Origin of the sequence: Granulicella sp. L46, from assembly GCF_009765785.1 — a bacterium.
Lineage (GTDB): Bacteria > Acidobacteriota > Terriglobia > Terriglobales > Acidobacteriaceae > Granulicella.
In genome coordinates this window covers 566878-591712 of record NZ_LMUT01000025.1, presented here as the reverse complement: position 1 = coordinate 591712, position 24835 = coordinate 566878, and the positions used below count along the sequence as shown (strand labels likewise).

Annotated in this window: 21 protein-coding genes; 6 read left to right on the top strand and 15 right to left on the bottom strand. The window is 57.0% G+C overall.

The window, feature by feature from the left end:
- Positions 1-50: 50 nt before the first annotated feature.
- Entirely contained in the window at positions 51-710 is a 660-nt protein-coding gene (locus tag GSQ80_RS22425) for a hypothetical protein (RefSeq protein WP_216850525.1), read from the top strand.
- A gap of 5 nt (positions 711-715) precedes the next feature.
- Here the strand turns inward: GSQ80_RS22425 and GSQ80_RS23580 are convergent, their stop codons facing one another.
- Positions 716-901 carry a hypothetical protein gene (locus GSQ80_RS23580; RefSeq protein ID WP_254059869.1) on the bottom strand — a complete coding sequence of 62 codons (186 nt, stop codon included), beginning with the start codon at positions 899-901 and terminating at the stop codon, positions 716-718.
- Between GSQ80_RS23580 and GSQ80_RS24045 the strand changes: the two genes are divergently transcribed.
- Both GSQ80_RS24045 and GSQ80_RS22415 read left to right on the top strand, forming a co-directional pair.
- Complete coding sequence (locus GSQ80_RS24045; RefSeq protein ID WP_371315763.1) at positions 867-1109, top strand: hypothetical protein; 243 nt, start codon at positions 867-869, stop codon at positions 1107-1109. The genes GSQ80_RS23580 and GSQ80_RS24045 overlap by 35 nt on opposite strands.
- Positions 1103-2473: an Ig-like domain repeat protein gene (locus tag GSQ80_RS22415; protein ID WP_158789842.1), complete on the top strand. Its 1371-nt coding sequence runs from the start codon at positions 1103-1105 to the stop codon at positions 2471-2473. The genes GSQ80_RS24045 and GSQ80_RS22415 overlap by 7 nt, the downstream gene beginning before the upstream one ends.
- A 344-nt stretch (positions 2474-2817) precedes the next feature.
- On the opposite strand, the gene GSQ80_RS22410 is transcribed toward GSQ80_RS22415, so the two are convergent.
- The gene (locus GSQ80_RS22410; RefSeq protein WP_158789841.1) at positions 2818-3756 is read right to left on the bottom strand and encodes a phytanoyl-CoA dioxygenase family protein; all 939 of its coding nucleotides are present in this window, start codon (positions 3754-3756) and stop codon (positions 2818-2820) included.
- Between the two features lie 400 nt (positions 3757-4156).
- Here GSQ80_RS22410 and GSQ80_RS22405 point away from each other — a divergent pair, with 400 nt between their 5' ends.
- Positions 4157-5098 (top strand): aldolase, encoded by a 942-nt coding sequence (locus tag GSQ80_RS22405; RefSeq protein WP_254059891.1) that lies wholly within the window; start codon positions 4157-4159, stop codon positions 5096-5098.
- On the opposite strand, the gene GSQ80_RS22400 is transcribed toward GSQ80_RS22405, so the two are convergent.
- The 10 genes from GSQ80_RS22400 to GSQ80_RS22355 form a co-directional block, all read right to left on the bottom strand.
- On the bottom strand, positions 5084-6427 hold the full coding sequence (locus GSQ80_RS22400) for a glycosyltransferase (protein ID WP_158789839.1): 1344 nt from the start codon (positions 6425-6427) through the stop codon (positions 5084-5086). The genes GSQ80_RS22405 and GSQ80_RS22400 overlap by 15 nt on opposite strands.
- A complete protein-coding gene (locus tag GSQ80_RS22395) occupies positions 6427-7536 on the bottom strand; it encodes an amidohydrolase family protein (RefSeq protein WP_254059868.1) in 1110 nt (369 codons plus the stop codon). Before GSQ80_RS22395 ends, GSQ80_RS22400 begins: the two co-directional genes overlap by 1 nt.
- 167 nt (positions 7537-7703) lie before the next feature.
- On the bottom strand, positions 7704-8474 hold the full coding sequence (locus GSQ80_RS22390) for a class I SAM-dependent methyltransferase (protein ID WP_254059867.1): 771 nt from the start codon (positions 8472-8474) through the stop codon (positions 7704-7706).
- Between the two features lie 195 nt (positions 8475-8669).
- Complete coding sequence (locus tag GSQ80_RS22385; protein ID WP_158789836.1) at positions 8670-10148, bottom strand: B12-binding domain-containing radical SAM protein; 1479 nt, start codon at positions 10146-10148, stop codon at positions 8670-8672.
- A 314-nt stretch (positions 10149-10462) separates the two neighbouring features.
- The gene (locus GSQ80_RS22380) at positions 10463-11272 is read right to left on the bottom strand and encodes a bifunctional 2-polyprenyl-6-hydroxyphenol methylase/3-demethylubiquinol 3-O-methyltransferase UbiG (RefSeq protein WP_158789835.1); all 810 of its coding nucleotides are present in this window, start codon (positions 11270-11272) and stop codon (positions 10463-10465) included.
- Positions 11269-12471: a nucleotidyltransferase family protein gene (locus GSQ80_RS22375; RefSeq protein WP_254059866.1), complete on the bottom strand. Its 1203-nt coding sequence runs from the start codon at positions 12469-12471 to the stop codon at positions 11269-11271. The genes GSQ80_RS22380 and GSQ80_RS22375 overlap by 4 nt, the downstream gene beginning before the upstream one ends.
- Before the next feature lie 509 nt (positions 12472-12980).
- Positions 12981-13367, bottom strand: a complete 387-nt coding sequence (locus GSQ80_RS22370; protein ID WP_158789834.1) for a tautomerase family protein — start codon at positions 13365-13367, stop codon at positions 12981-12983.
- A gap of 153 nt (positions 13368-13520) precedes the next feature.
- Positions 13521-14393: an NmrA family NAD(P)-binding protein gene (locus GSQ80_RS22365; protein ID WP_158789833.1), complete on the bottom strand. Its 873-nt coding sequence runs from the start codon at positions 14391-14393 to the stop codon at positions 13521-13523.
- Between the two features lie 88 nt (positions 14394-14481).
- Entirely contained in the window at positions 14482-15336 is an 855-nt protein-coding gene (locus GSQ80_RS22360; protein WP_254059865.1) for an SDR family NAD(P)-dependent oxidoreductase, read from the bottom strand.
- On the bottom strand, positions 15297-15884 hold the full coding sequence (locus tag GSQ80_RS22355) for an SRPBCC domain-containing protein (RefSeq protein WP_158789832.1): 588 nt from the start codon (positions 15882-15884) through the stop codon (positions 15297-15299). Before GSQ80_RS22355 ends, GSQ80_RS22360 begins: the two co-directional genes overlap by 40 nt.
- A gap of 104 nt (positions 15885-15988) precedes the next feature.
- Between GSQ80_RS22355 and GSQ80_RS22350 the strand changes: the two genes are divergently transcribed.
- Both GSQ80_RS22350 and GSQ80_RS22345 read left to right on the top strand, forming a co-directional pair.
- Complete coding sequence (locus GSQ80_RS22350; protein ID WP_158789831.1) at positions 15989-16912, top strand: LysR family transcriptional regulator; 924 nt, start codon at positions 15989-15991, stop codon at positions 16910-16912.
- Between the two features lie 423 nt (positions 16913-17335).
- Entirely contained in the window at positions 17336-18475 is a 1140-nt protein-coding gene (locus GSQ80_RS22345; protein WP_158789830.1) for a LacI family DNA-binding transcriptional regulator, read from the top strand.
- Here the strand turns inward: GSQ80_RS22345 and GSQ80_RS22340 are convergent.
- The 3 genes from GSQ80_RS22340 to GSQ80_RS22330 all read right to left on the bottom strand — a co-directional run bounded on the left by GSQ80_RS22340 (position 18472) and on the right by GSQ80_RS22330 (position 24821).
- A complete protein-coding gene (locus GSQ80_RS22340) occupies positions 18472-22014 on the bottom strand; it encodes a TonB-dependent receptor (protein WP_158789829.1) in 3543 nt (1180 codons plus the stop codon). The two genes, GSQ80_RS22345 and GSQ80_RS22340, sit on opposite strands and share 4 nt — an antisense overlap.
- A gap of 432 nt (positions 22015-22446) precedes the next feature.
- Complete coding sequence (locus GSQ80_RS22335) at positions 22447-23949, bottom strand: PLP-dependent aminotransferase family protein (protein ID WP_158789828.1); 1503 nt, start codon at positions 23947-23949, stop codon at positions 22447-22449.
- A gap of 113 nt (positions 23950-24062) precedes the next feature.
- Positions 24063-24821: a hypothetical protein gene (locus GSQ80_RS22330; RefSeq protein ID WP_158789827.1), complete on the bottom strand. Its 759-nt coding sequence runs from the start codon at positions 24819-24821 to the stop codon at positions 24063-24065.
- Positions 24822-24835 lie beyond the last annotated feature (14 nt).

Sequence of the window (24835 nt, the reverse complement as noted above, 5' to 3'; positions counted from 1 at the left end):
GAGCAAATGGCGCAGCCGGACCCGCTGGTCCCACCGGCGTCCCCGGCCCCATGGGTCCTGCAGGCCCAATCGGCGTTGATGGCCCCGCAGGTCCCGCCGGCACCATCGGCGTGGTGACTAACTGGTCCTCCACCACCACCTACCAGATCGGACAGGTTGTCTTCTGCGCGGCCTGCTCGAGCAACGGCTCCAGCTTCGTTGCGCTCGCTACCAACACCAATCAGGATCCCCCCACGCAGACCGGCTTTTGGAATCTCATCGCAGAACACGGCGCGACTGGATCCGCAGGGGGTACCGGTCCAGCAGGTCCCATTGGCCCAACGGGTCTCACCGGACCCGCTGGCGCTACCGGTCCAGCCGGCCCCGCAGGACCAGCCGGCGCCCCCGGCCCGCAAGGCCCCGTCGGCACCCTCGGCACCGTCACCAACTGGGCCTCCTCCACCGCCTACACCATTGGACAAGTCGTCTTCTGCGCGGCCTGCTCCACCAGCGGCTCCAGCTACATCGCGCTCGTCACAAACTTTAATATCGATCCCCCCACCAACCCCGGCGTCTGGAACCTGATTGCCCGTGCCGGCGCCTTCGGACCAGAAGGCTCACAGGGACCCATCGGCCCCGCAGGCCCAGCCGGTGCCGCTGGTCCGGCAGGCCCCAGGGCGCGGGCGCGAACGGTACCGGCTCCGTCACCTCCGTTAGCGTCGGCACCGTGACCACCTCAGGCACAACCGGCACGCTCTCCATCAGCAACGCCACCACCACACCATCGCATCCGCAAGGTCAGCGGCGGGACCATCACCACCGTCGCGGGAACAGGAACGCCCGGCTTCTCTGGCGACGCCGCAGCCGCCACCGCCGCACAACTCTCCCTGCCCAGCGGCGTAGCCGTCGACAGCACCGGCAACGTCTACATCGCCGACACCAACAACCACCGCATCCGAAAGGTCAGCAGCGGCACCATCACCACACTCGCCGGCGACGGCGAGGAGCTCTACGCGGGCGACAACGGACCCACCACATCTGCTGCCCTCGACTCACCCACAGGCGTCGCCGTAGACGCGAGGGCAACGTCTACATCGCCGACCGCCTCAACCAACGCATCCGCATGGTGAGCGGCGGCACCATCATCACCCTCGCAGGAACCAGCAGCGCAGGCTTCTCTGGCGACGGCGCCGCGGCAACCGCCGCAACCCTCTCCAAGCCCTCCGGCGTCAGCGTAGACGCCGCCGGCAATGCGTACATCGCCGACACCGACAACCAGCGCATTCGCCAGGTCGGCAACAACACCATCGCGACCATCGAGGGTTCGGGCTCGCAAGGCTACGGCGGCGACGCAGGCCTCTCCACCGCAGCCATCCTCAACTCCCCGCACGCCGTCGCACCCGACGCTTTCGGCAACCTCTTCATCGCCGACCGCCTCAACCAGCGCCTGCGCTCCGGCACACTCCCAACCCTTACGTTCCCAGCCGTAGACGTTGGTATACCGAGTCCACCGCAGGCCGTAACCCTGTCCAACACCGGCACAGGCGCGATCACCGTCTCCACGATCACTACGAGCGCGGGCTTTACGACGGCAACCGGTGGCACCTGCTCCGCCCCGCCGATTACCCTCGCCGCCGGCGCCAGCTGCACCCAGGACCTCGAGCTTCTCCCCGTAACCGCCGGAACTTCCACCGGCTCGGTCGTCTTCACCGGTGCCGGCATAGTCCCCCAGAGCATCCTGCTCACAGGCACAGCAACTGTCTCCCCCACCACCATCACCCTCACCTCTAACGTCAACCCCGCCCTCGCCGGTCAACCAATCACCTACACCGCTGTAGTTGTTCCCCTGGGCCTCGGCACCCCCACCGGCACCATTGCCTTCGCTGCCGCCGGTACCCCCTTCAGCACTCAGACTCTTCCCCCGGGCGGCGTCACCGCCATCGCCGCGAACGTCTCCATCGCTACCGGTACGGACAACATCACCGCAGTCTATTCAGGGAATTCAAGCTTTACCGGCAGCACCTCCCCCGCCATCCCTCAGCTGGTCGAAGACTTCAGCATCACCCTAACGCCGCAGCCGAACAACCCAGCCGGTTCAACCAGTCGGACTGTGATTCCCGGCAAGGCAGTGATCTTCAAATTTGCACTGACACCGCTGCTCGGCCCCTTCAACTTCCCCATCACTCTCAGTGCAGCAGGATTGTCGCCGGCGGCCACCGCGACATTCACCCCACAGACCTTGACGCCGGGGACGAATCCGACAAGCTTCACCATGACCATACAGACGGCAGCTAATCAAGGGTCCTTGCAACACAAGCGCTCGATGGGAGGTGGCGCCCAAGCCGGCGGCGGGCTCGACTACAGGCTCTCGCAGCATGTCGCTGTGCGTGCAATCGAAGCCGCCTGGCAACACACACAGCTGCCCAACGGAACCAACAATATCCAGAACGACCTTCTCCTTGGCGCCGGTATCGTTGTCAGATTTGGGCAATAACAAACCTTGTACCTCTGCCAGTCGATAGTCCTTCGACGTGAGGAGAAGTGCAGTCGGCAAACTCTCTTGACCTAAAATCAAATTTCGCAACTCAGCCCAGCATACTGCTGAGTGAGCTTTAGTAGTCTGTCAGCCTCGACTGGCTTCGATGGTAAGCGGAGACCTTGATCTCAAGCTGCGGAATGGTGCGGATCGCGTAATTGAGGAACAGGTTCGTTACAAAGAAAGGATTGACCATATACTGATCGGGACATACAGCGTTATTCGAGCGACGCAAGTGTTTCTCCGGAACCCACCTGCATTAGGCATGTATATGCACCTTAGGTGTTAGCGCTGTGAGAAAGTCATGCGAGCTGACTCACCATGCGAGCGTAGCGTGCGCGCTTCGAAGGGGGCTCGGCGGTTCGTGCCAGGTGCTCGATCTCGGCCTTCGAAGGATTGAAGGTGAGCGGGATGTTCTTCCAGTAAAACTTCAACGTGTCCGACTTCCAGCCGGAGTAGGTCTTCTCCCAAGACTTGCCGGACTCGCCTGCGAAGACGAGGTTGGAGGGGTTGAGTACGCGACGTGCATCCTGGAAGCGGCAGTCGAGCGAGAGGCGCATCTGCTGTGAAATGTTGGGTGAGGCTGCGTGAACGGTGAGGCTGTGGAATATGAGCACGTCTCCGGCGTTGAGATCGCCTCCTACCCAATCGTTGCCCGCGACCCTGTCGAGTGGAATCTCGGGGACGTGGAGATTTTCGCGCTGGTGGTGCTGTATACCGTATCGGTGCGAGCCTTCAAGGATGCGTAGTGCGCCCATGTCGGTGGGGCAATTGTGTAGAGGAATCCACACAGTGAAGAACTCGGAGTCGCCACCCATGAACTCGTAGTCCTGATGTGCGTGCACCACAAGGTGCTCACAGTTCGGGAAGATGAGGCGGCCGATGGGCTTGGGGTGGATAAGCAGTTGGTCGCCGACGATCATCTTCATTGCACGCTGCAGCGCGGGTTGGTGCGGCAACGCATGGAAGGACTCGAGGTTGAATACATCCTGATAAACACGCTTGAAGACCGGGTCGGGATCGCCGTAGGCTACGCTGTGCTGCGGTATGCGCTGCAGGGGATCCGCAGTTGGCGACAGCCAGTTTTCTGTAGAGAGGATGCGCGTTACATCAGCCAGTACGGAGCGGATGGAATCCTGCGGGATGAGATTGCGAATCAGCGCATAGCCTTTAGTGTCAATTTCGCTGCGCAACGCCTCGGGGTTGATGTTCGCAGCGTGCAGCTCGTGGAAAGTTTTCATGTATGCCTCGGCAACGGCTGGGTCATGCCCGCACCTTAGCCACGATAGTGCGGTGCAGATTCAAAGGTGTCTTTGGATCCTCTATTTTTTGTCAATTGATTGTCACACTTGCGCGTTCGGTAGAGGATCCATGGCACTAGCAGACGAAGAAGGATTGACAGTTGTATGACCCTAAAATGACAAATGAGTACGAGATGATTGCTAGACTTCGAGGTAGTTGGCCGTGTCACTCAGCGGTTGTGTGCTGGCGCAGGCTCATTACAGGGAGAAGAGCGGTCGCGTGCGGTTTGCACGAATCCGTCTACCGTAAGCTATGCCGAACGCGCTTATCCGTCGACCAGACAAACGGCAACGTCCGAGCACAGAGTCGCGTCGGTTGCAGGATACTCTGTTGTTTGATATGGAGTTGCCGCTGCGGCAAACGTTCTATCCATTGGGATTTGCGGTCGAGATACTTACGAACAGATCCGAGGTGTTGGACGCCGCGCAGGCGAGTTTTGGTCACCGTCGCCTGAGCCGAGGAGGCACGGGCATTCAGATACGCATAGGCGTGACGGATGAAGGCGGCTCGCAGGTAGCACCCGAGCCGGTGCGCCGTGAGTACAAGCACTTGTACTCGATGGTAGCGAATACGGAAAACCAGGCGATACTGGACCTGAAGACCGGCACGAGCTTCATCTGGCTGAACCGTGACGCGCTGAAGAATAGTCTTTATCTTCGACATAACTTCTTAGAGAAAACTGTCTACCTCCTGCTGGGTTCGTCAATGGTGACGGACATCCATGCAGCGTGTGTAAGCAAGCAGAGAATTGGTGTCCTGCTGTGTGGGGATTCGGGGGCCGGCAAGTCGACTCTTGCTTATGCGTGTGCACGCGCAGGGTGGACATACACGTCGGACGACACGAGCTATCTGATCAACCATTCGATGGTGCCGCGCGTAATCGGCCACTCGCATCGCGTGCGATTTCGGCCAGCGGCGAAGAAGCTATTTCCCGAGCTGGAGGAACGCGAGATTACGCCGCGCATGGAAGGCAAGGCCTCGATCGAGGTGCCTGTTGCCGAACTCCCTGCGATGGAGACGGCTCCGGAGGCTACGGTTCATGCTGTGGTTTACCTAAAACGATATCCGGAGGCGCATGCTTCGCTGGTGGCCTTGCCGCGGCGAAGTGCGACGGAGCAGATGAGTCGAGATCTCTTCTCCGCTGGAGATATTCGCTCGAAGCATGAGAGAGTGCTAGAGAAGCTTGCCGGCGTGCCGACCTATGAGCTGCACTACTGCGAGTTGAATGACGCAATCATGCAACTCGAGATGCTGACGCAGGGTAGTTTACGCGAGACTTAGGTTTGCGGTTTCTCTTTCCAGGACGTTATGGATTGCCGTTTGCGTATCAGTGAAAGGTAAATCCTGCGCAGGGGGAACGCTGCGATGGTGGGACGCCAGCGATTGTTCGATGATCTCCGCGGCGCGCTCCAGGCCGCGCAAAGGAAGCATTTGTGTTTGAAGTTTGATAGAGGCTTCGTGGTAACGCGGATCGTCACGCACCTTTAGCAACGCGTCGCGAATGTCTTTCACGGAGCGGTACTGTTCGGAGAGGACTACTGCTGCGCCTGCTTTTGCAAGACGGGCAGCGACAGCGGGCTGATCGAGTGTCATAGGAAGCGCGACCATGGGCTTGCCATGTAAGAGCGTTTCCAGAACAGTGTTGGGACCGGCGTGCGTGATAACGATTGCGGCCGACTTCAAGAGCTCGAGCTGAGGAGCGTTCCCGACGACGACAGGATCGCCGGGAAGACCGCCAAGGATGGAAGGGTCGCGACGTCCGCCAAGTGTGATGACCAATTGCATGCCCAAACCGCTGCATGCCTGCGCGATGCGATGGAAGATAGACGCATCGTTTTTCCGCGTGGTTCCGAGAGATGCATATACCAAAGGACGGCCATCCAGCTTCTCCCATGGGAAGTCGATGGAAGGCCGTGCCATGTCGTTGACGAACGGGCCGGTGTAGAAGAAGTTGGTCGGTAGCGTAAAGCGCTGGTCGTCAAGGCACTGCGGCCACTGCGTGATGTGTGCGAGTTCTGGGTGGGTCTTTGCGATATTGCGCGCGGAGGCAAGACCAACGCGCTTCCGGAGGCGATCGAGACTCCACAGGACAGGGCCGTTCATGTGAAGTACGGATACCTCGAGAAGCTTTTTCTGCAGGCCTTCGGTCCAAGAGGTTGTGGACAAGATCGAGCGAGGCGCGTGCCATCCGAAGTTGTGCGGGATGGAGGTCGACACGATAAAGTACGGGAGGCGAAGCAATTCGGCGACGGTGGGTCCGGTGAGTGAAATCTCTCCCATGATGAGTGTGTCGACGCCTGTAGCGCGCAACGCAGGAGGGTACGCATGCAGAAAAGTCTCCATCTCGGAGGAGATGCGATGGAGACGATAGCGTATCTCGACGAGAGATGCGGAGCTTGTGGGCTTCCGCGTTCGGTGCTGCTTTATGTCGGCCGAGTGGGAGGTTTCGATGGGGAAAAAGTCCAGCCCTTGCTCGCGTGCTCTCAGCTCCAGCTCGGGGCTTTGGAAGAGCGTCACCTTGTGGCCTCGCGCGATCAATTGCCGCGAGAGCGAGATGAGGGGATTGAGGTGGCCGGTGCCTTTGTAAGAAAGCAAGCCGAAATGCGCCATCAGGCCCTCCCGCCGCTATATGCAGGCAGCTCCTGCGAAGTTATTGCGGCGACGCTGGAACGATGTGGGCTTCGAACCGTGCGGCGCCCGAGTTGCACGTTACCGCAGCCCAGAACCGCTTCCGCCTGCTGTAGAAGCATTTGGACAGGGGCGCGTAACCAGCGAATATCCCCGTCGATCCAGAGGGGCTCCATATTCTGCGTGAGTTCGCTGGGCAGCCGCTGCCGCATTGACGCTGAAGCAAGCTGGACGCTGCCGTGCGCGATGACAAGCTCGATGTCGTGCATGGAGAGCGTTCGAAGTCTCTCCGCTGGGATTTCGCCAGTGTCTCGAATAGCGATCAAGTCAGTCGCGCCTGACGTGCAAAGAGTGCCTTCCCCTCCTTTCAAACGGAGTACCGTCGCGGCCGACTCCGTTACCATGCGGTAGACCCGAGCGGGCGCGATGTCGCAGTGCTCGATAGCAAAGCGGACCTCATCAAGCAAGTCGCCGGTGGCAGTTATGGGAGAGTCGTTTCCAAGAGCTACCTTCTCGACCGCGCCAAGGGTGCCGAAGTGCGGCACCCTTTCGAAAAGAAATTCATTCGAGGAAGGACAGAGAATGAGAGACGCTCTATGTTCATTCACCAGGCGGACATCCGTTTCATTCATGGCCAGGCCGTGCACGATGACGGTGCGGGCATCCAGTACTCCGAGATGATGAAGCTCGCGGAGTTCGTTTCGCGCAAGATCGTCGACGCCTTCACAGGCATGCACGATGAACGCGCTGTCATGCGAGGTCATAGCATGGGCTTGGCGGAGATCGCCGCCTAGCGCTGGCGAGTGCGCCCAGCCAAATCGTTGAACGACTGTGATGGGAAGGTCGTTCAGCCGCAGAAGAGGCCAGATTTCGTCGTGATGACAAACCGTCGTCACGCCGCAGAGAAGGTTACGAATGAGGCCCCACCAGAGGCGGACATCCTTCGGCACTGTCTTGTAGGTCGCGATCAACTGCGACAGTGTGGCGTGTATATCTTCGCCCCAGTTAATGTAGTTGCGGTATGGAGGATTGCCGAGCCGAGGATGCAGCGCGAACTGTAGATGGTCGTGCGCATTGATGAGCCCCGGCATCACTAGATATCCACTCAGGTCAATGTGGATTGGAGGTGCGGGCGCGGCGAGAGGAATGGATGGGCGGGAAGGGACAACCCGTAATGAGTCGCGGCGTGCTTCTTCAGGATCTGACGCGCAGACGGCCCCGTGAATGACGATTGCACTGGGAAGGCGTTGCGGAGATCTCATGAGCGAGCATGCTTCCTCGCGACATAGATTCGAAATTGAGATGGTTCCCGGCGATGACGTAGCTTCGCTATCCATGGACGGAGGGCCCATCGCGAACCGTACCAGGGAACGTATTTCACCCAGCGAATGGACAGACTGCCTTCGAGAGTCTGCAGCCTCTCGTCTGTTAGATATTCAAGGCTCTTGAGAGAGTCCGATGCGGTGCCAAACCGTCGGCGGAATGCAGCCTGTCGCTCCGCAACCATCTGCCTCCCACTCTCATCGCGTGAGTACCAGGGGGTATCGCTAATGATCAGAAGGCCTGCAGGCTTGAGGCAGCGCAACGCCTCGCGGAGCGTCTCTTCATAGTCTTCGGAGTAGTGGAAGGACGCGTTGAAGACGATCGCGTCAAACTGGCCGTCACCGAACGGGAGATGCGTGGCCTCTGCCTGGAAGCGCGGAAATGGTGTGGGGAGGTGCTTCAGAAGATGAGATGCGGCGCCCAGACCATCGTCCTCGTTGGTGAGGAGATCGCCAGCTACTGGCTTGTAGCCGAGACGGGCCAGGCGGAAGCACATCCAGCAATTGCCCGCGCCAAGGTCCAATATGAAAGCACCGTCAGGTAAAGAACCGAGCACGTGCTTTGTCAGGTAGTCGTAGCTCTTCGCTCGAATCCTCCACTGGTGGCTATTCTTTCCCGTCGTGTCTTTATAGGGCAAGGCTAGATAGAAGTCCTCATTGCGGCTGCCGCGACCTTCTGCTGTGCGAATGTGCTCATAGTCTGCCATGAACTGGCGATAGCGTATGGCACGCTCCGGTGACAAAGCATGCACAATACCGTGATGGACCTCCATGTGGAAGGTGCACTGTGGACAGACGAGTTCCACTATATCTGTGTGGCAACGCGGGCATCGCAAGAGAAGCCGCGTGCTAGCGGAGACCTCATCTCGCGCTTCCCGAAGAGGATGCTCCTGAGTAAGCATCTATGAGCTCCTAAGCGCGGTGAGTTGCTCAACGGGAACGAAGGTAGAGGACGTGAGGTTGTTGAGTGCAGGGACCTCCAAGGCGTCCGAGACCCGGCTTACGGGCTCCAGCTCATGCACTCTCTGCCAAAGCAGAGCAACATTGTCTGTTGCGTATGGATGGTGCCATGCGTCTACCTCCGCGTGCAGAGCTTCGCGTACCGCACGGTAGAAGTCTGTGGTGTACGCGGCCTTGAACATAATGCAGAGGTCGTCACTGTCGTTCCAGTTACGTTTATCGCCGAGCTGCGCCTGCACACGTTCGTAAAAGACAGTGCCCGGCAGCGGATAAGAGAATGAGATGCCGATGTCGTCAGGGCGGAGCTCGCGAACTAGCTCTATAGTTTGCTGGAGCTCAATCCAGGTCTCACCGGGATAGCCGAACTGCAGGAAGAAGCAAGCGCGGATGCCGGCGTTCTGTAACAGCGCACGTGCGGCAATAACGTTGCTGAGCGTGATGCCCTTGTCCATAGCGTCGAGGATGCTTTGAGCTCCAGACTCCACGCCCATCCATACTTCGGCGCATCCCGCTGCTTTAAGATGGAGCACTGTATCCTCATACATCAGGTCGGCGCGAGACTGGACCTTGAAAGGTATGGCCGCGTCTCTTTTCTCCACTTCCTCGGCGAATTCCTTGACCCAGTGACGGTTCAACGCGAAAACATCATCACCAAACCACACGTGTTGCACGCCAGCGTTTTTCAACACCAACATCTCTTCCGCTACAACGGAAGCGACGCGTAGGTGAAAGCGATTGCCTGAGATGGGCTTCGCACACCAGTTGCAATGAAATGGACAGCCGCGGCTCGCCACCATATTTGTCGAGAAGTACCCGTGTGCCTGCATCCAAGCGGCCCGGTAGGGCTCCAGGTCGATGAGATCGCGAGAAGGTAGAGCGAGTTGTGCCCATGAGGGGTTTTTCGCGAGCCGTTGCTGACCACGGGCGACCTTTCCCAATTCGTCGATACGCACAAGCCCGTCGAGTTCCGGGACCTCTCTATGCTCGAGGATGGACGAGCATAACTCCACGAGAACGCTTTCGGCTTCACCGCAGAGCACATAATCGAAGCCACTCGCGAGGAACAACTCGGGATTGTCCGTCGAGTCAGAACCGTGGATGATGGTGATAGCGCCGATCTCGTGAGCGGCTTTCGATATCTCCTTTGCAACTTCTCTCATGCGTGTGAGGCACATCTTCGAGAGGAAGTTGAAGTCGTCTTCATAGACCGCCACAATCTTTGGCCGCTGCACCTCAAGCAGCGCAAAAAGCTTCTCGCCCGGCGGTTCCAGCATCGCATCGAAAACTGCAACGGTGATGTCGTGCCCCCGCAACGCAGTGGCCGCGTAGAGCGTGCCGATAGGCGTATAAGGCTGCATTTTGCGCAACTGCTTCGCATCGAAAGGCAGATGATAGGAGTGCGTCAGCAGAACGTCGGACAAGGGCCACCTCAAACTCGGCTGTCTGGCCCGTAGCGCGGAGACTCGGGCCATAGACCTGATGCGGCGTGGATCGCCGCTTCAGGTGTCCAGCATATCTGCGCGCGAGAGGTTGATTTGTCTTGCGAATGTCAGCGCAATGTCATCTTTGCATGACTCGCCAGTAGTCCCTAAGAACGCGCTAGTAAAGAGGAGATTCAATCAACAGCAGCGACGACATTCGACATCCGTTTCGCGAATGTACATACCTACAGCTGCCATCGTGTCGGGAAAATATTCTCTAGTCGTCGGGTTATTGGTTCGCCGCATGTCGCTCATCATGCTGTCCGGCGGAACTGATAGAGAATGTGGTCTCCTAGCATTGCCAATGGATGCGCGAGTACACGATCAATAGCTTCCATGGCCGAGAGCAGGCGCGGGTGCCGAGATATCCAGGGCTCGGCTGCGCTGGGAGGCACAGTGATACCGATGCCGACAGTTCTTTCGAGAATGAACCACGGCGCGAATGCGCGCTCGATTGCAGCTCGGCGATGGTAGACAATTTGAAACTCACGTTTGGCCAGCCTTGCCTCGACGTTACCCAGTTTCCGGCGTCGAAGTGCTTGTCGCGGTCGCCTATGAAGAGTTTCCACGACCATCTCTCCAGGACAGCAGGTCCCAAAGAAAACCAGCATCGCCGTTGCCTGGGGCTTGAGAAGTTGCGATAGACCGCGTGCAACGAGGCTTAGATCTCCGACACAGTTGAGCGGTGCGAAGTTTGAGAAGGCGCCGTCGAACAGGGGTCGGCCTGCAATGAGATAGCGTTGCGCAAAGTCCTCCATCTCCTCTCCCGTGGCGATCTCAGTTGCGACATTGAACGGAGCGAGTTTCTCAGCGGAGAGTTTCACCATCGTTGGGGACGGATCCGTGAGCAATATCTCGAACCCATGCTGGGCGAGAAACAAGGCGTCTTCTCCGGTGCCACCGCCTACTTCCAGAATGCGCCCGCCTGCAGGAAACTGTTGAATCAAAGCTGTGCGTACAGCGCGGCGCTGTGCGGCTACGCTGGCCCAGACCCCAAAGCGGGAGTCATACGAGGGCGCGACGGCGTCAAAGGCAGAGGCTGCAGGGCGCAGAGAAGAAGTCAAGATGAGAGTCGCTCCAAATATTTTCGCCAACGCCGCAACTCAAGTGCATAACGAAGATCTTCTACGACATGAAAAAGAAGACGCGAGCACAAATAGCGCACTTGCACGCGATAGCGAGCAAGCGTAGTCAGGAAGGTCTCGTTGTGAGTTGCACGAATGACAATTGGCGGAAGGGCGGAAGGAAGCAAGGATGTCTTAGTCGATCGCTTCTGAGGTATGCCTGCGGTCTCGAGCTCTTTTTGCAGCAATAGATAGAGCTTATTACCAGGATGATTGCCGAAGACGACTTCTTGTCCATATAGATCCACCCACAGACGCACGGAAGGAGGCAGCCGGTCTGATGTCCACTCTGTGAGGGTCTGCGGCGCGAAGTCGTCGAGCACTGAGGAGACGAGATAGGTCATAACACCTATGCCGAGACGCGCACTCGAGTTGCCTTTCGTCCGAGCGCGAAGTTCATACCAAAATGTATCATCCGCGTAACGAGTGCGCACGTGCCGATAGAATTCAAGGATATGTGCTGTGCGCGTGTGGCCATTGCATACATTCTTGAAAACGTGCATTGTCTGATGAAGAAAGAGATCCGTCGGCGAGAACACCGGCATGCTGATGCCGAACATCGACCGTTGAACGGACCGCTCCAGGCGAGAGCCTATCTCCGAGACTTCTGACTCAAGGTGCAGATCTACAGTTCGATATGGAAGGTCCTTGTAGAGGTCTTTCATCGAGACGTGTGGCGTTTCATTTATCTTGAATTCCCAGCTATTTCCGCTAATGCTATAGAGGGTGTATCCTCTGCGCTCGAGAATGCGGCGGGCCTCGGGCGCGCTGGACTCGGAGACCAGGTAATCAAGATCGAACTGATGTCTCAGCTCTGGGCGAGGCACGGCGACCGGCGAAAGCGAAAGACCCTTCATGACGGCGTAGGAGAGTCCCGCTTTCTGGAACTCTAGCTGAAGGACAACGGACTCTGCCACCATGCCGCGTGTGCGCTTTGCGTTGTCTTCCATGTTTTGTTGTAGACGTTGCCGAATGACTGCAGGCAACGCGTCGTGTACCCCGAGCAGCGTAAGGTGCTCAGAAAAATATAGTGCCATGCCGCTGATGTCCAGCCACGCAAGCAGCGTCTTCCATTGCCTGCGAGAGAGATGCATCAGATCGACTGGGGGGAGGACACATGCGCCGATGCTCAACAGCACGGTGTGGCGGAGCTCCTGAGTACGGTTCACTGGGAATACCGCCGCATTTACGCCGCCGACGGCGGAACGAGAGACAGAGAGAGGAGTGGCGGACAATGAGGTGCCGCTATCTCCGACTTGAGCATAGGATGCACTGCTGAGCTTTGCCTTTCTCTTCCGGCGGAGCCGAAGATACGTCCGTCAACGCGAGCCAATATAGGTGAGCTTAGTGGATTGCGAGATACAACTTGTTATCTGGATGTCAGGTAATTGTCACGGCATTGTTAGTGATTCTTCCTCTCGATGTGTTTGCAAATTGACGCGAAAGAGGCGACGCCAGCGTTTTCAAGCTCATTTTTCTTACGGCGTTCATTTTTCCTTGGGCCTAGGTCCTTTATCCATAAGCGCTCATCTCGTTTGTTGATTCTCTAAGAGCAGTTCACGGATCCGATGCTGCGGGCTTCAAAGCCACCTCCGCTGTACATCTCCGGCTTCTTCGAATCCATGCCGCAAGGATGCCATGCGCGTAGTCAAGCGAGTGCAACGGGTCGTGCGAACTGGCCACCACCGAATGATCCACTTGCGCGATCGGTCTCCAAAAAGAACACCATTATGTCGTTTGGGTCGATGCCTGCCTCGCTAAGTTTTTCGACCAGGGCCGCAACAAGACCTTTTTTCCGATCAGTGTCGGTCCCTGAAGATACGAGCGCCTCAATCATCAACAGCTGGTTGGTGCGTGGCTTGGGCAGTGCGGGATAGTACAGATCAACCCTGAAGTCGCTTGGTCCCAATGAGAGGAAACGTTGGAAAAGGTCGTCCTCTGGATATCCAGCAGCAATGCTTGCAGCATGGATAGCTCTGGAAAGGCGGTCTTTCTCGTTGGTTGACCTGTTGGACTTCATCGTTACGGTAAACATGGGCATAGAGCCTCCTGATTGCTGGATATTTCTGCGTCCCTCGATTTGATACGCGCAACCTCGCTTGTTGATTCTTTATGAGTAGTTCGAACTCCATTGCCGCAGATCTCGAAGCCGGCCCTACCACTAAGAGTCGAATTGAGGACAGTGGAGCTAGCCGCGCGTCACGAGTTGAGTAATCACCTCACGAAGCGGCGTCGCTCCATCCACATGCTCGGTTCCGGGTACGCCAAAGTGAATCCAACCGGAATTGAATCCCTCGACCATCTCCGCCCGAGGTGACGTCCGTCCCTCCGGCATTCCCTGTGAGACCCATAGCGTCTCCCATTCCGCCCTGGGAACGGCGATTGCCTCGATGGGGCGCCCGACCGCATCCGCGAAAGCATCTGCTATATCGAGTGGACTGTAGTCCTCCGGGCCCGCAACTTCGATATGGCGGATTCCGGTCCAGCGCTGAGTGAGCGTCTCTGCACCCACCTTGCCGATGTCCGCGGTGGCAACCAGAGGAAACTTCCGGTCAAGAGGATGGAGCTGAAACCGGATCTTGCCTTCGGTCCGCGCGCTCGCTACGTCACCGGCTGAGTTCTCAAAGAACCAAGCAGCACGCAGAAATGCATGAGAGAGCGGAAGGTCGCCCAACGTCTCTTCGAGGAGGTGTGAGTTTGTGATCAAACCCAATCCGCTGGCCTGTTCCGCTCCGATGGATGACAGATAAACCGCTTTCGACGGCAGAGCTCTTGAGAGTGCCTCACGCAGGACCTTCAACGTTGCCTTGGTCTCGGGGAAGCCCGGTTCCGGCGCGAAGTTTGGAGGAATCATTACGAACACGCCGGCAACACCGGTGAACGCAGCCGTAAGCGCATCCAAGTCGTCATAGTCGGCTTTGAAGAGCTCCGCACCTTGCTTCTGCCACTCTGCCGATTTCTCTGGATTCCTTACGATCCCTCGAACCTTCTCGCCCTTTGCAAGAAGCGTGCGCGCAACGGCGCCGCCTACATTTCCTGTGATTCCCATGACTGCGTACATATTGATGGCTCCTAGTTTTTATCGTTGTTATGGGTGACATCGGCCAACCGCAGCGGCGCCTGTCGCCAAAAGATTCGGATCAAACCTGCTACTCGGGCAGAGCGATACCGCTGAGGCGCTCGCAGATCGCGAGGAGCCGATCTTGCCTGGCAACGTCGCGGGCAGCTGGAAGGGTGCCCTTCTTCCTTAGGTGATAGAAGTACTCTCCAGTTACGAGTGCCTCAGGTTGATTGCTTGCAGCAAGCCAAACCTGGGTGCGATGTGCTTGGTCCAGATCATCGGTCGCCGCGGTGCCACCCATCTTCGTTGGGACCCAACCTGGCTCCAGTGCATTCGAGAGGACTCCAGGCCAACGTCGTGCTATAGCAAAGGCGAGGAGCACATCATGTAGCTTCGTATCGGAGTAGGCTTGTTCACCGTCCCATGCGCGAGCCCTCCATGTCAGGTCCTCAAGGGTCGGATCGCCGTTCTGGTGAAGCATGGAGCTGAGATAGATCAGTCGCTTCGGCTTCGTGATCAGGGCTGTCAGGATATAGGGAGCAAGGGTGTTGACCGCGAAGACATGCGAGAGGCCATCTTCCGTCTCGATTCGCTTCGGCTCCTTGTAACCGACGGCAGCATTGTGGATGACGGCGTCGAACGCTCCGAGCGCATTGACCTGCTCTGCGACCTTTCGAGTCTGGGCAATTGTGCTGAGGTCGCCGATAACCACTGCCTCCGCCAGCGGAACGTTCCTCTTTGTCTCTTCGGCGCGGGCTTGGCTTCGAGCGTGCAGAACGACTCTGTGACCCTGCTCAATCAGCACCTCCGCTGCCATTCTGCCGAGTCCGTCAGCAGATCCGGTGATGAATATGCGTGCCATAGTCTTGCTCCTTCCTATCTTGAAATGATTCATTGCGAGTCTCAGTGTTTCTCTGACCGGTCCTTCAAAGTCGTCAACCAAAGCTGATGGCCCTCGTGCATGGCGTTCGGTCGTTGCTCACGGAACTGAATGGCGCCAGGGCCCTTCACAACTTCTTCTGTGACGACATGGCACCCGTCAGGGGTCTTGGTAAGAAGAAACGTGTGATAAGCATGGACGTCCTTACCCTCTCCGAGCCACCCGAGGCGGCTATTCGCCTCAAACTCCCACACGTGGCTATCGATATGGAATCCGAAGGTCTCCCACGAGATTCGAGCGTTCTTCCGGAGCCGATGATCCGGAGTGTTCAGAACCTTGACGTCCTTCGAGTTCGAGTACCAGGAGGGCCAAGTCTCTGCATCGACAAGATTGGAAAAAACGATCTCGCATCCAGCCTGGATGTCGATCTCATTGTGCGCAAAGAGGTCCGCCTGCTCAGGCTCGAAGCCCTTGGGCCAATGGATTTGGTTGTTACGCAACGCACCGTCGCCGTTGAATGTAAGTCCTTGAAGCGCCGGCACCTGCGCATGACCGTTCACGCCGAATATTGCTGCAGCGAGTAGTACCGCCCATATTCTACGAATCACCATATCCCTTACCTATCCCTTTCCGTGCTTCCTACTATCTGACGCACAGGGATTGATTCGGAACTAATCTTCTCGGCATTTCACTTATAACCAATTAGCATAAGTGCATGAGTTTTGATGACCGTCTTCTGAATGGGGTGACCGCACTTGCAGCCGTGGTGAGGACGGGTGGCTTCGCGGCCGCCGCGAGATCCTTGAATGTCTCCCAACCGGGCATCAGCCGTGCAGTAGCTCGGCTGGAGGCGCAGGTTGGAATCCGACTCTTGGAGCGGACGACACGCTCCGTCTCCCTTACGGACGAAGGCAGGCGGTTTTACGAGACTATTGGCCCAATTGTGGCGGCGCTCGAAGACGCCACCTCCGCTCTGGCTGAAGGTAAAGTGACCGTCCGGGGGAGACTCCGCGTCAACATGGACCCTTACTTCTCACAGCTCATTTTCGGGCCGCAGCTCAGCCGGTTTCTTAAAGCATATCCGGAACTTAAGGTGGACCTGATCACGCGGGAGGGCCTCGGAGATCTGATCTCGGATGGATACGATCTGGGAATTCGCTTCGGCGAGCCGCGCCCATCCACTCTTGTCGCCCGAAGATTGCTGGAGACGAGAGTTCTTACTGTAGCCTCGCCAGCCTATCTAAAGAAACAGGGCCACCCTACCGACCCACAGCAGCTGGTCGCAGATCGACATCGGATGATTGATTTTCGAGACCCGGAGACGGGCCGTCCCTTCGAGTGGGTATTCCGTAAAGGTCGAAGGGAAATCAAGGTTGAGACGCAAAACCAGCTCATGCTGAGTGACGTCGCAACAATGCACGCTGTGTGCCTGGCAGGATATGGGATCGCTCAAGTTCTCGAGCTCGGCGTCGACGTCCATCTCTCGAGTGGACGACTGGTGGCCCTCTTTCCGGATTGGGAGGAGGAACGTTTCCCCCTGTATGCCTACTATCCTTCGCGCCAATACCTCGCACCGAAGACACGCGTGTTTCTTGAGTTCCTATCTACGACGGTCCAGGCCACTATTTTTTCGACGTAGGAATGGCCGGCCATTTCGTGGCAAGCGGACCTTCGAACGCTATTTCGCAACCGAACCATATTTTCCCTCCTGTGCTTTGCATCGTTATCCAATCCGACGGATACGGCTGGAGCGAGATGAAGCAAATGCAAACGCGCTTTTCGTTCCCGATTCAAGCCGCATTGCTGTGGGCTTTTCATTCTTAGGGCCTCGTCTTGCACTTGCGCCTAACTGGCCTGTACCGGTGGTCAGCATAAGGACGGAATGAGTGGATATTGCCTGGGGGTTCTCCTTCTGAAAATCTAAAGGGGACACGGGAAATAAAATGCGAAACCGCTGTCCAGTTAGGCCGGGGAATGTGGGTGGTGTCGCCGCCAGACCTGATGTTGCGGCTAGCGAGAACATAGGCCGATAGCTAACGGAAATCGCCGTGGTGGCGCCTCTATGCGAGAACCTCAAGCGAACGACCCGATCCCGAACGTGAACGCTCACCCTCGCCGAGTGATCCTCAAGGATCTCGCGGCGCACCTGCATCTGAGTCCGTCGACCATATCGTATGTGCTAAACGACACGCCGGGACGCTCGATTCCTCAGGCGACACGCGAGCGGATTCGAGCAGCGGCGATCGAGTTCAATTACAAGCCGAATATGATTGCGCGATCGTTGCTAGGCAAGCCTATGCGCAGTATTGGCATCCTGTTACCTGTGCTGGGTGAGGGATATCACTCGCAGGTGCTGTCGGGGATCGGCGACTTATTAATGGAAGAGGGGTATTTTTATTTCACCGTTCATCATCGGCATCTGGAGAGCCTGATCGAGGAATACCCTGCGTTGCTGCAGGCGCGCGGAGTTGATGGAATTCTAGCGATTGATACGAAGCTCACCAATCCTCTGCCCCTCCCCGCAGTGCTGATCGCGGGCCATTCGACGTTGCCGGATGTGACCAACGTTGTGCTGGATCATGAGCACGCGGCCCGGCTGGCGCTACGGCACTTGTACGATCTGGGGCACCGCAAGATTGTCTACATGAAAGGACAGACGGTGAGTACCGATACAGAGCCGCGCTGGTCTGCGACGATGAAGGTGGCGCGAGAGTTGGGACTGGCAGTCGATAAACATCTGACGATTCAACTGGCGAAGGATTCGACGTCTCCGGAGATCAGCTATCCGGGGATCCATGACTTGCTGGAGAGCAAGCAAAAGTTCACTGCAATTCTTTGCTTCAACGACATCGCAGCGATGGGCAGCATCCGCGCGCTGCATGACCATGGGTACCAGATTCCGCATGATATTTCGATTGTGGGATTTGACGATATTCAGTCTGCTTCGTATCGCTTGCCGAGTCTAACGACGATTCGACAACCGCTGAAGTTGATGGGAAGCACAGCGGCAGCGGCGCTGTTGCGAAGGATGGCAGATGAAGATTTGCCGTCGACGATTCAGGTGGAACCGCAGTTAGTCGTGAGGGAATCCAGTGGAACCGCGCCGCGGGCCGCCATAGGGCGCCAAGCTTTTTTGAGAAAAAAAGGAGACGGCGAAGGTCGTCGCCGTCTCCAAGGAGGTACTACATTCAATCTTTGCTAGAAGGAGAGGCGAGCTCCTAGTTGTAAAGTCCTTCCACCAATCTGGATCCCGGTGATCTGGTTTCCGCCGTTGCTGGTAGTGGTGTACTCGGTACCCGGACCGCTGTCTCCCGCAAGCTGACCCTGAGGAGGGCTGAAGCTGGGATGGTTGAATGCGTTTTGCGCATCACAGCGAATCGAGAAGGCCATCCGCTCCCAGGGCAAGTGGAACTCCTTGAGGGCCGAGAGATTCACGGTGTTGAACCCGGGGCCGACCAACGGGTTTCTACCCACATTGCCGAAGTTTCCGTTTCCAGGGTTGATGAATGCGGCTGGGTTGTACCACTCTGCGATGCCTCTGTGCGCGGGACGCGAGCTAAGTCCAGAGAAGCTGGGGAATTGTGTGCCGGGACAGGACTGCTGATAGGTACAGTCCGTTGCGAGCACCTGGAATGGATTTCCCGACGACACGATGACGGTGCCGGAGACTTGCCAACCACCGACGGTTACATCTTCGAACCAGTTCTTATTCAGGAATGCCCTGCCCTTGCCGAAAGGAAGTTGATAGACCACAAACCCTTTGAACGCATTGCGAACGTCGAAGTTCGAGTTTCCGTAATTCTTACCTGAATAATTGGCCGTTAAGAAGCTTGCATATTGATAAGGCTGAGGGCCAGCATGCGTTCCCCATCCCGACGAATCCTGATCATCCAACATGTGAGACCAGACGTAGTTGGCGCTGAAGCTGAATCCGTGCTGCAGGCGCTTGGTGATGGTGACCTGCAGTGCGTTGTAGTTTGAGAGCGCCTGGTAGAGGTTGCCGGTGATCTGCTTATATATCGGATACGCTGCGACGCAGTTGACTGTTGACCCCGTGCCGCAGCCCGAGAGATCGCTGGACGACAGGCTGTCCAGAGGTGCTGCATTGAGATTGGTGGGGAAGGTCAGGTTAAGCCCGTGGCTGCCGACATAGCTCAACGTCGCCACCGTGTTCGTGCTCAACTGCCAATCCATGCCGAAATTCCACTGATAGATCTTCGGGATCGGCGTGTGGTAGGCGACGTAGCCCGCGTTCTGCCCATTGAACCTGGTTGGGTCCTGGGAAGCGCCTGTATAAGGCAGGGAGGTCATTTCGCCTCCGCCCAAGGGGAAGAGCGTTCCGGGCCCATCGAATTTGGTCGTTGGATAGATTCCGTTCGATGAGTCGTTGACGCTTCCAGAGGAGGACACGGATTGACCTAAGCCCGCATTGGTAGCGCTGCCGTAGTTGTCCGTGCTCCAGTTGTAGGAGTAGAGTCCGAAACCGCCACGCAGCGTGGTATTTGGATGCACAAGCCAGGAGAAGCCAGCTCTCGGAAGGAAAGTACTAAATACGTTTGCCTGCATAGAGGTCCGGCCATTGGCGTGGGTTTCTCCAAACCAATACGCACCGAGAGTGCCCGTTGCCGGGTTCGTTACGGTTGGATCGAAGCTATCCATGTTGCCGGTGACCTCGTTATACCCGTGGCTGATTTCGTAACGGAGACCGAGGTTGATGGTCAGGTTCTGTTTGATCTTCCAATCATCCTGAACGAACACCTGGGGCTTCTTCAAGCGCACGCCATATTCAGGAGAGACGCTGGCGTTCCAGTTCTGAGCGTAGCCGAGGAGGAAGTCAGCATACTCTTCGCCCGACTTGCTGTTCGCCGAGGCGACGCCCGTCTCAGAGTTGACGGTCCAATTCTCGGTATAGACACCGGAGAACTGCAAGGTTCCCGCGTTGATGTTGCCCCATGTGGTTGTGTCGTCGCGATAGAAGGCAAACTCCCCACCGAAGTGGATCACGTGTTTGCCGCGAATCATCGTGACCACGTCGGAAGGATCGAAGACGAATTCCTTGTATTCAGCATTAGTAGCTGGCCCAATGTTTGTGTAGGGATTGTTGCGCTGGAACTGGACTGACGGAAGGACGTCGGCTTTCGCAAACTGCCAACCGATCTTGGCGGGATAACCCAAGCCCGTACCAGCGTCCGCAAAGAAGTTCAGCTGATCGGTGTAACCGAATCTGGCTTCGTTGACGGTTCTTGAACTGATATTCCAAACGTCGGTGACCTGTGCATTGTTGTTATCTACGTCGCCGATCTGGCAGCCGACCGGGCATTCCGTTATTGCGTTCGCGCCATTTTCAAGTTCGTCGCCCTGCGTATCAGATAACGTCAGGCGGTTATTTTGAGTGATCGCATAATCCAACCGTCCGAAATACCTCTTCCACGGCCGGGGCACTGGATATTGCGAGTAGAAGTTGTTGGTGAGAACGCCGGCGCTATTGACGGTTGCGTTCGATACGAAGTTACCGTAGGGGATGTGGTTTTCAGGTGTTGGATAATACTGCTGGAAGTTATTCGAGACCGAATCGATCATGCCCGCGGGAATGGCGTTGGTTCCGTACTCACTGAGGAAGCTCTGACGAATCGGGTATGGATGGCCTTCCGAATCCGTCGCGATGACTTGCGTCGTGGGATCGTAAATAAGGTACGGAGCTGTTGGGTTGGCTTCGATGTTACCGCTGAAATCGCCGGCCATGATTGGAGCAGTTGGCACGGTCTGGTAGCCAGCACTGACGGCGTTATTGTGAATCTGGTCGTAACCAAAGAAGAAGAACGCCTTGTGCCTCAGCCCAAAGAACGGGATTGGGCCACTGAACGTTCCGCCGAAGTCATCATAGTTAAGGGCGGGCACTTTCTCCTGGTTGCCAAAACCGTAGTTGGCCGCGTTCAGCGATGTGTTCTGGAAGTACTCATACAGAACACCGTGAAACTTGTCGGTACCGCTCTTGGTAATCTGGTTAATGATGAGCCCGCCTACGCCATACTGCGCGGAGAAGGAAGAAAGACTGACCTGCAGTTCCTGGACGTCTTCGAATGCGGCGGGATTGGCGTTCTGGCTGCTTGGAAGCGTGGTGGAGGCACCATCCGCGAGCACGTTGGTGAAGGGCAGGTTGCCGTTGGTGGACACTTCCTGACCGGGATTGAAGGCGTTCATCTGATTCATGCTGCCGTTGTACGTACCAGAGGCGCCGGGGAGCAGGATCATGAAGTTTTGCCAATCGGGGCCATTGGATCCGCCTACGTTGGGCATCTGCTGCATGTCGTGAGCTTCGAGGGTTGCGGAGCGTTCACCGTTTTCGGTGTTGAGAAGAGGCACGTCGGTATTGACGGTTACCTCAACGGATGACGAACCGATTTTCAGTTGGGCGTTGACGTCGGTGATACCAACCAGGACGGTGATGGGTCCACGTACGTAGGTTTCAAACCCATTCTTCTTGAAGGTGAGCTTGTAGCTTCCGGCGACGACCGAGTTTGTATCGTACAAGCCGTCGTTGTTGGTGGGGAAATCCTTCGCTACGCCGGTGTCGAGATTCAATACGCTGACAGTAGCTCCGGGAATTAAGGCTCCTGAGGGATCAGTGACGATGCCGCGAATATCTCCGGAGTTTGTACTTTGTGCATAGGCGCTGCCTAATCCCAAAACACCAGCCATGGCGATGGCCACCATCCTTAATGTTGAAAAACTTAACTTCATATTGCCTCCGAGCTTCATAAGTGGTGCATGGTTTAGCAATGAATCGTATTTAGACAAACGTTTGTCTTGTAGCTGACTGAAAAACGGCAATCATACCGTCAGAAGCAACATTGGCTTGCAATGCTGCTGAAGTGGAACTGAGTGTCCTGTCGGGTCCAAAAGAGTTTGGTGCGAGGGCCACACACGTATACAGGACAAACAGTGCTAGCTTCACAGGACAGGTCGTCGGTGGCAATAGCCATTCTCACCAGGATTTGCCGACCACTTGTATGTACACAGGACGCAATGAATGCGACTGCCCGACCCAGCCCAGTGGGGTAGATGTCAGGACCAGATCAGTTGAACTGCGATAGGTCTGGAAACTAAGGGGTCACTGCCCGGTTACGAATTCGGTCGTAGCCGCGATTCACTCGAAGCAGTTGGCATCGTTCCTCAGGCGCCTGATGAGCCCGCGTTTAAGAGAATTCCACGAAGCTTGCGAACCGCGGCAGGAATATCTGCGGTCTGTGTGCTGCCAAAGCCCAGGATCAATCCGTTACGCGCTGCCCCACCGGAATACGCGGTGGAGAGTGGCCACACCCACAGGTTCTGCGAAGCGGCGCGGAGAGCGATGTCATAATCAGATTCCAGCCCCGGCAGGGTAAGCGTCAGATGCAGGCCAGCTTCCGCGCCAATTACTTCACATGCGGCATCGAGACTCGTTCGGAGGGATTCAACGAGCATGCTTCTGCGTTCTTTGTAGAGCAGCCGCATGCGCCGGATATGTCGCTCAAAATGGCCCTCGCCGATGAACTCTGCAAGAACTTCCTGTGTTAATGTCGGCGACCCGAGATCTGTAGCACGTCGAGTTGCTACGAAATGGCCCAGCAGATCACGAGGGACGACAATATAGCCGATGCGCAAAGAAGGAAATAACACCTTGCTAAACGTTCCGATATAGATAACGCGCTCATTGTTGTCGAGACCCTGGAGCGAGGAGATTGGCGAGCTTTCGTACCGATACTCGCTGTCATAATCGTCTTCGATAATCCAGGATCCGTTCTGCTGGGCCCATTGCAGAAGCTGCAGTCTGCGCGAGGCGCTCATCGTCACGCCCAACGGGAATTGGTGCGATGGAGTTACGATCGCGACGCGCGCACGCCGGCACATTTTGATACCTGCGCTGACGTTGAGGCCTTGATCGTCGACTGGGACGGCGACAAGACGGCTTCCAGCTAACGCGAAGACCTCACGCGAGAAGCGATACCCCGGTTCCTCGATCCAGACGGGGTCTCCCGGATCCACGAGCACCTGGGCAGAGATTTCCAGGGCTTGTTGCGATCCAGAAGCGATCAAAATCTGATCGGCGTCACATGACACGGATCGGGCCGTTCGCAGGTACGCCGCTATGCTTTGGCGAAGCGGAAGATACCCCATTTGGTCTCCGTACCCAAACGATCGGACGCTCATGTTCTTTGAGCGACGCGCAACGATGTTGGACCATGTTTGTAAAGGAAAGCTGTCTGCGGCCACCTGCCCGACACCAAACGCACCCCAGTTTCGCGTCCAGGGCATCATCCGATACGACGGAAGAGTCGCGGTTCGCTGCGCCACTTTTCGAGAACCTTCGCGGGCGGAAGCGCCTCCATTTTTCTGCACCGGAGCAGTCGACGTAAAACGGTCTGGTAGCTGGCCCGACACCGCGGTCCCAGAGCCTATCTGTGCTGTCAGGTAGCCCTCAGCCAGCAGTTGCGCATACGCGTTGAGAACCGGTAGCCGCGACACCTCGAGTTCCTTAGCGAGCAGCCGGCTGGACGGGATATGCTGTCCCGGTCGCAGGCGGCCTTCCGAAATCGCCATTCGCACAGCGTCGTATATCTGTCGATGCAACGGCACCGCTGCATTTCGATCGATGCGGATCACTGGCACAATTCCGGATGCGACTCGCTTAGACATGACTGGAGCTTAATGGTCGCTGATATCAGCGTCAAGGTGCTCCAACGTCTAACCACTTTCACAACACGAAAAGGATTAGGCCGGCACGTATCTCCAGGCCAAACGAGATCAGGTCAGCTTTGAACTAGGGAATCAGCCACGACCCAGGCGGTACCGATCAGAGCCAGATTCAGGGCGCTTTCGGTCCAGTTGAAATGGCTTGAGGGATTGGCAACGAGCATCGGCCCATTTGCCAGCAAGCCGAAGGATGCAATCATGACTGTCAGCAGGACCGTGGCCAGTCTGGCCTTTATTCCTGTCAGTATGGCGAGCCCGGCCGCGATGAAGCAGACTCCCGTTACGTATCCCCAAAAAACTTGCCCAGGGGGTAGCCATTTTGGGACCAGAGGAGCGGTCATGTTCATATACATAAAATGCGCTCCTCCCCAGATCACGGAGCAGACGCCAAAAGCCATCCGACCGATCCGTGTGAGGCGCACGGCGAGGGCCCTGTCAATCTGAGCGCTACCGGCGTAGACGATTAGAGCGCTCGCGGCGATCGCCAGCTGCATGGCGATGTCTTCGTAGGTACCATATACGCCGTAACCGCTAAGCAGCAGGCGACCGTCCATCAGCAGGAGAACAAACACGGCGTAGTAAACGGTAAGCGCCGCGGCGCCCCAAACCCTGGTTCGGCGCCATTCGATGGCCAACGCTGCGACGACCATAAACGCACCAACGCAATATGCCAGTGGGATGCGAACGGGAAAATTCTTCGGCACCGGTTGGCCGGGGTCGAAGTCTCCAAACACTAGACAGGCCAGCCCTAGCGCCGCCACACCCACACCGTAGACCCGCAAACCAAAGACCCTCGCCGTGTTTTCCGTCTTCAAGACAGCTCCAGGAT

Bases quoted from the DNA above. Each gene is read 5' to 3' on its own strand.
- GSQ80_RS22425 (WP_216850525.1), top strand. From the start codon at position 51: ATGGGTCCTGCAGGCCCAATCGGCGTTGATGGCCCCGCAGGTCCCGCC.
- GSQ80_RS22415 (WP_158789842.1), top strand. From the start codon at position 1,103: ATGGTGAGCGGCGGCACCATCATCACCCTCGCAGGAACCAGCAGCGCA.
- GSQ80_RS22410 (WP_158789841.1), bottom strand. From the start codon at position 3,756: ATGAAAACTTTCCACGAGCTGCACGCTGCGAACATCAACCCCGAGGCG.
- GSQ80_RS22405 (WP_254059891.1), top strand. From the start codon at position 4,157: ATGGAGTTGCCGCTGCGGCAAACGTTCTATCCATTGGGATTTGCGGTC.
- GSQ80_RS22400 (WP_158789839.1), bottom strand. From the start codon at position 6,427: ATGGCGCATTTCGGCTTGCTTTCTTACAAAGGCACCGGCCACCTCAAT.
- GSQ80_RS22395 (WP_254059868.1), bottom strand. From the start codon at position 7,536: ATGCCGGGGCTCATCAATGCGCACGACCATCTACAGTTCGCGCTGCAT.
- GSQ80_RS22390 (WP_254059867.1), bottom strand. From the start codon at position 8,474: ATGGCAGACTATGAGCACATTCGCACAGCAGAAGGTCGCGGCAGCCGC.
- GSQ80_RS22370 (WP_158789834.1), bottom strand. From the start codon at position 13,367: ATGTTTACCGTAACGATGAAGTCCAACAGGTCAACCAACGAGAAAGAC.
- GSQ80_RS22365 (WP_158789833.1), bottom strand. From the start codon at position 14,393: ATGTACGCAGTCATGGGAATCACAGGAAATGTAGGCGGCGCCGTTGCG.
- GSQ80_RS22355 (WP_158789832.1), bottom strand. From the start codon at position 15,884: ATGGTGATTCGTAGAATATGGGCGGTACTACTCGCTGCAGCAATATTC.
- GSQ80_RS22350 (WP_158789831.1), top strand. From the start codon at position 15,989: ATGAGTTTTGATGACCGTCTTCTGAATGGGGTGACCGCACTTGCAGCC.
- GSQ80_RS22345 (WP_158789830.1), top strand. From the start codon at position 17,336: ATGCGAGAACCTCAAGCGAACGACCCGATCCCGAACGTGAACGCTCAC.
- GSQ80_RS22340 (WP_158789829.1), bottom strand. From the start codon at position 22,014: ATGAAGTTAAGTTTTTCAACATTAAGGATGGTGGCCATCGCCATGGCT.
- GSQ80_RS22335 (WP_158789828.1), bottom strand. From the start codon at position 23,949: ATGTCTAAGCGAGTCGCATCCGGAATTGTGCCAGTGATCCGCATCGAT.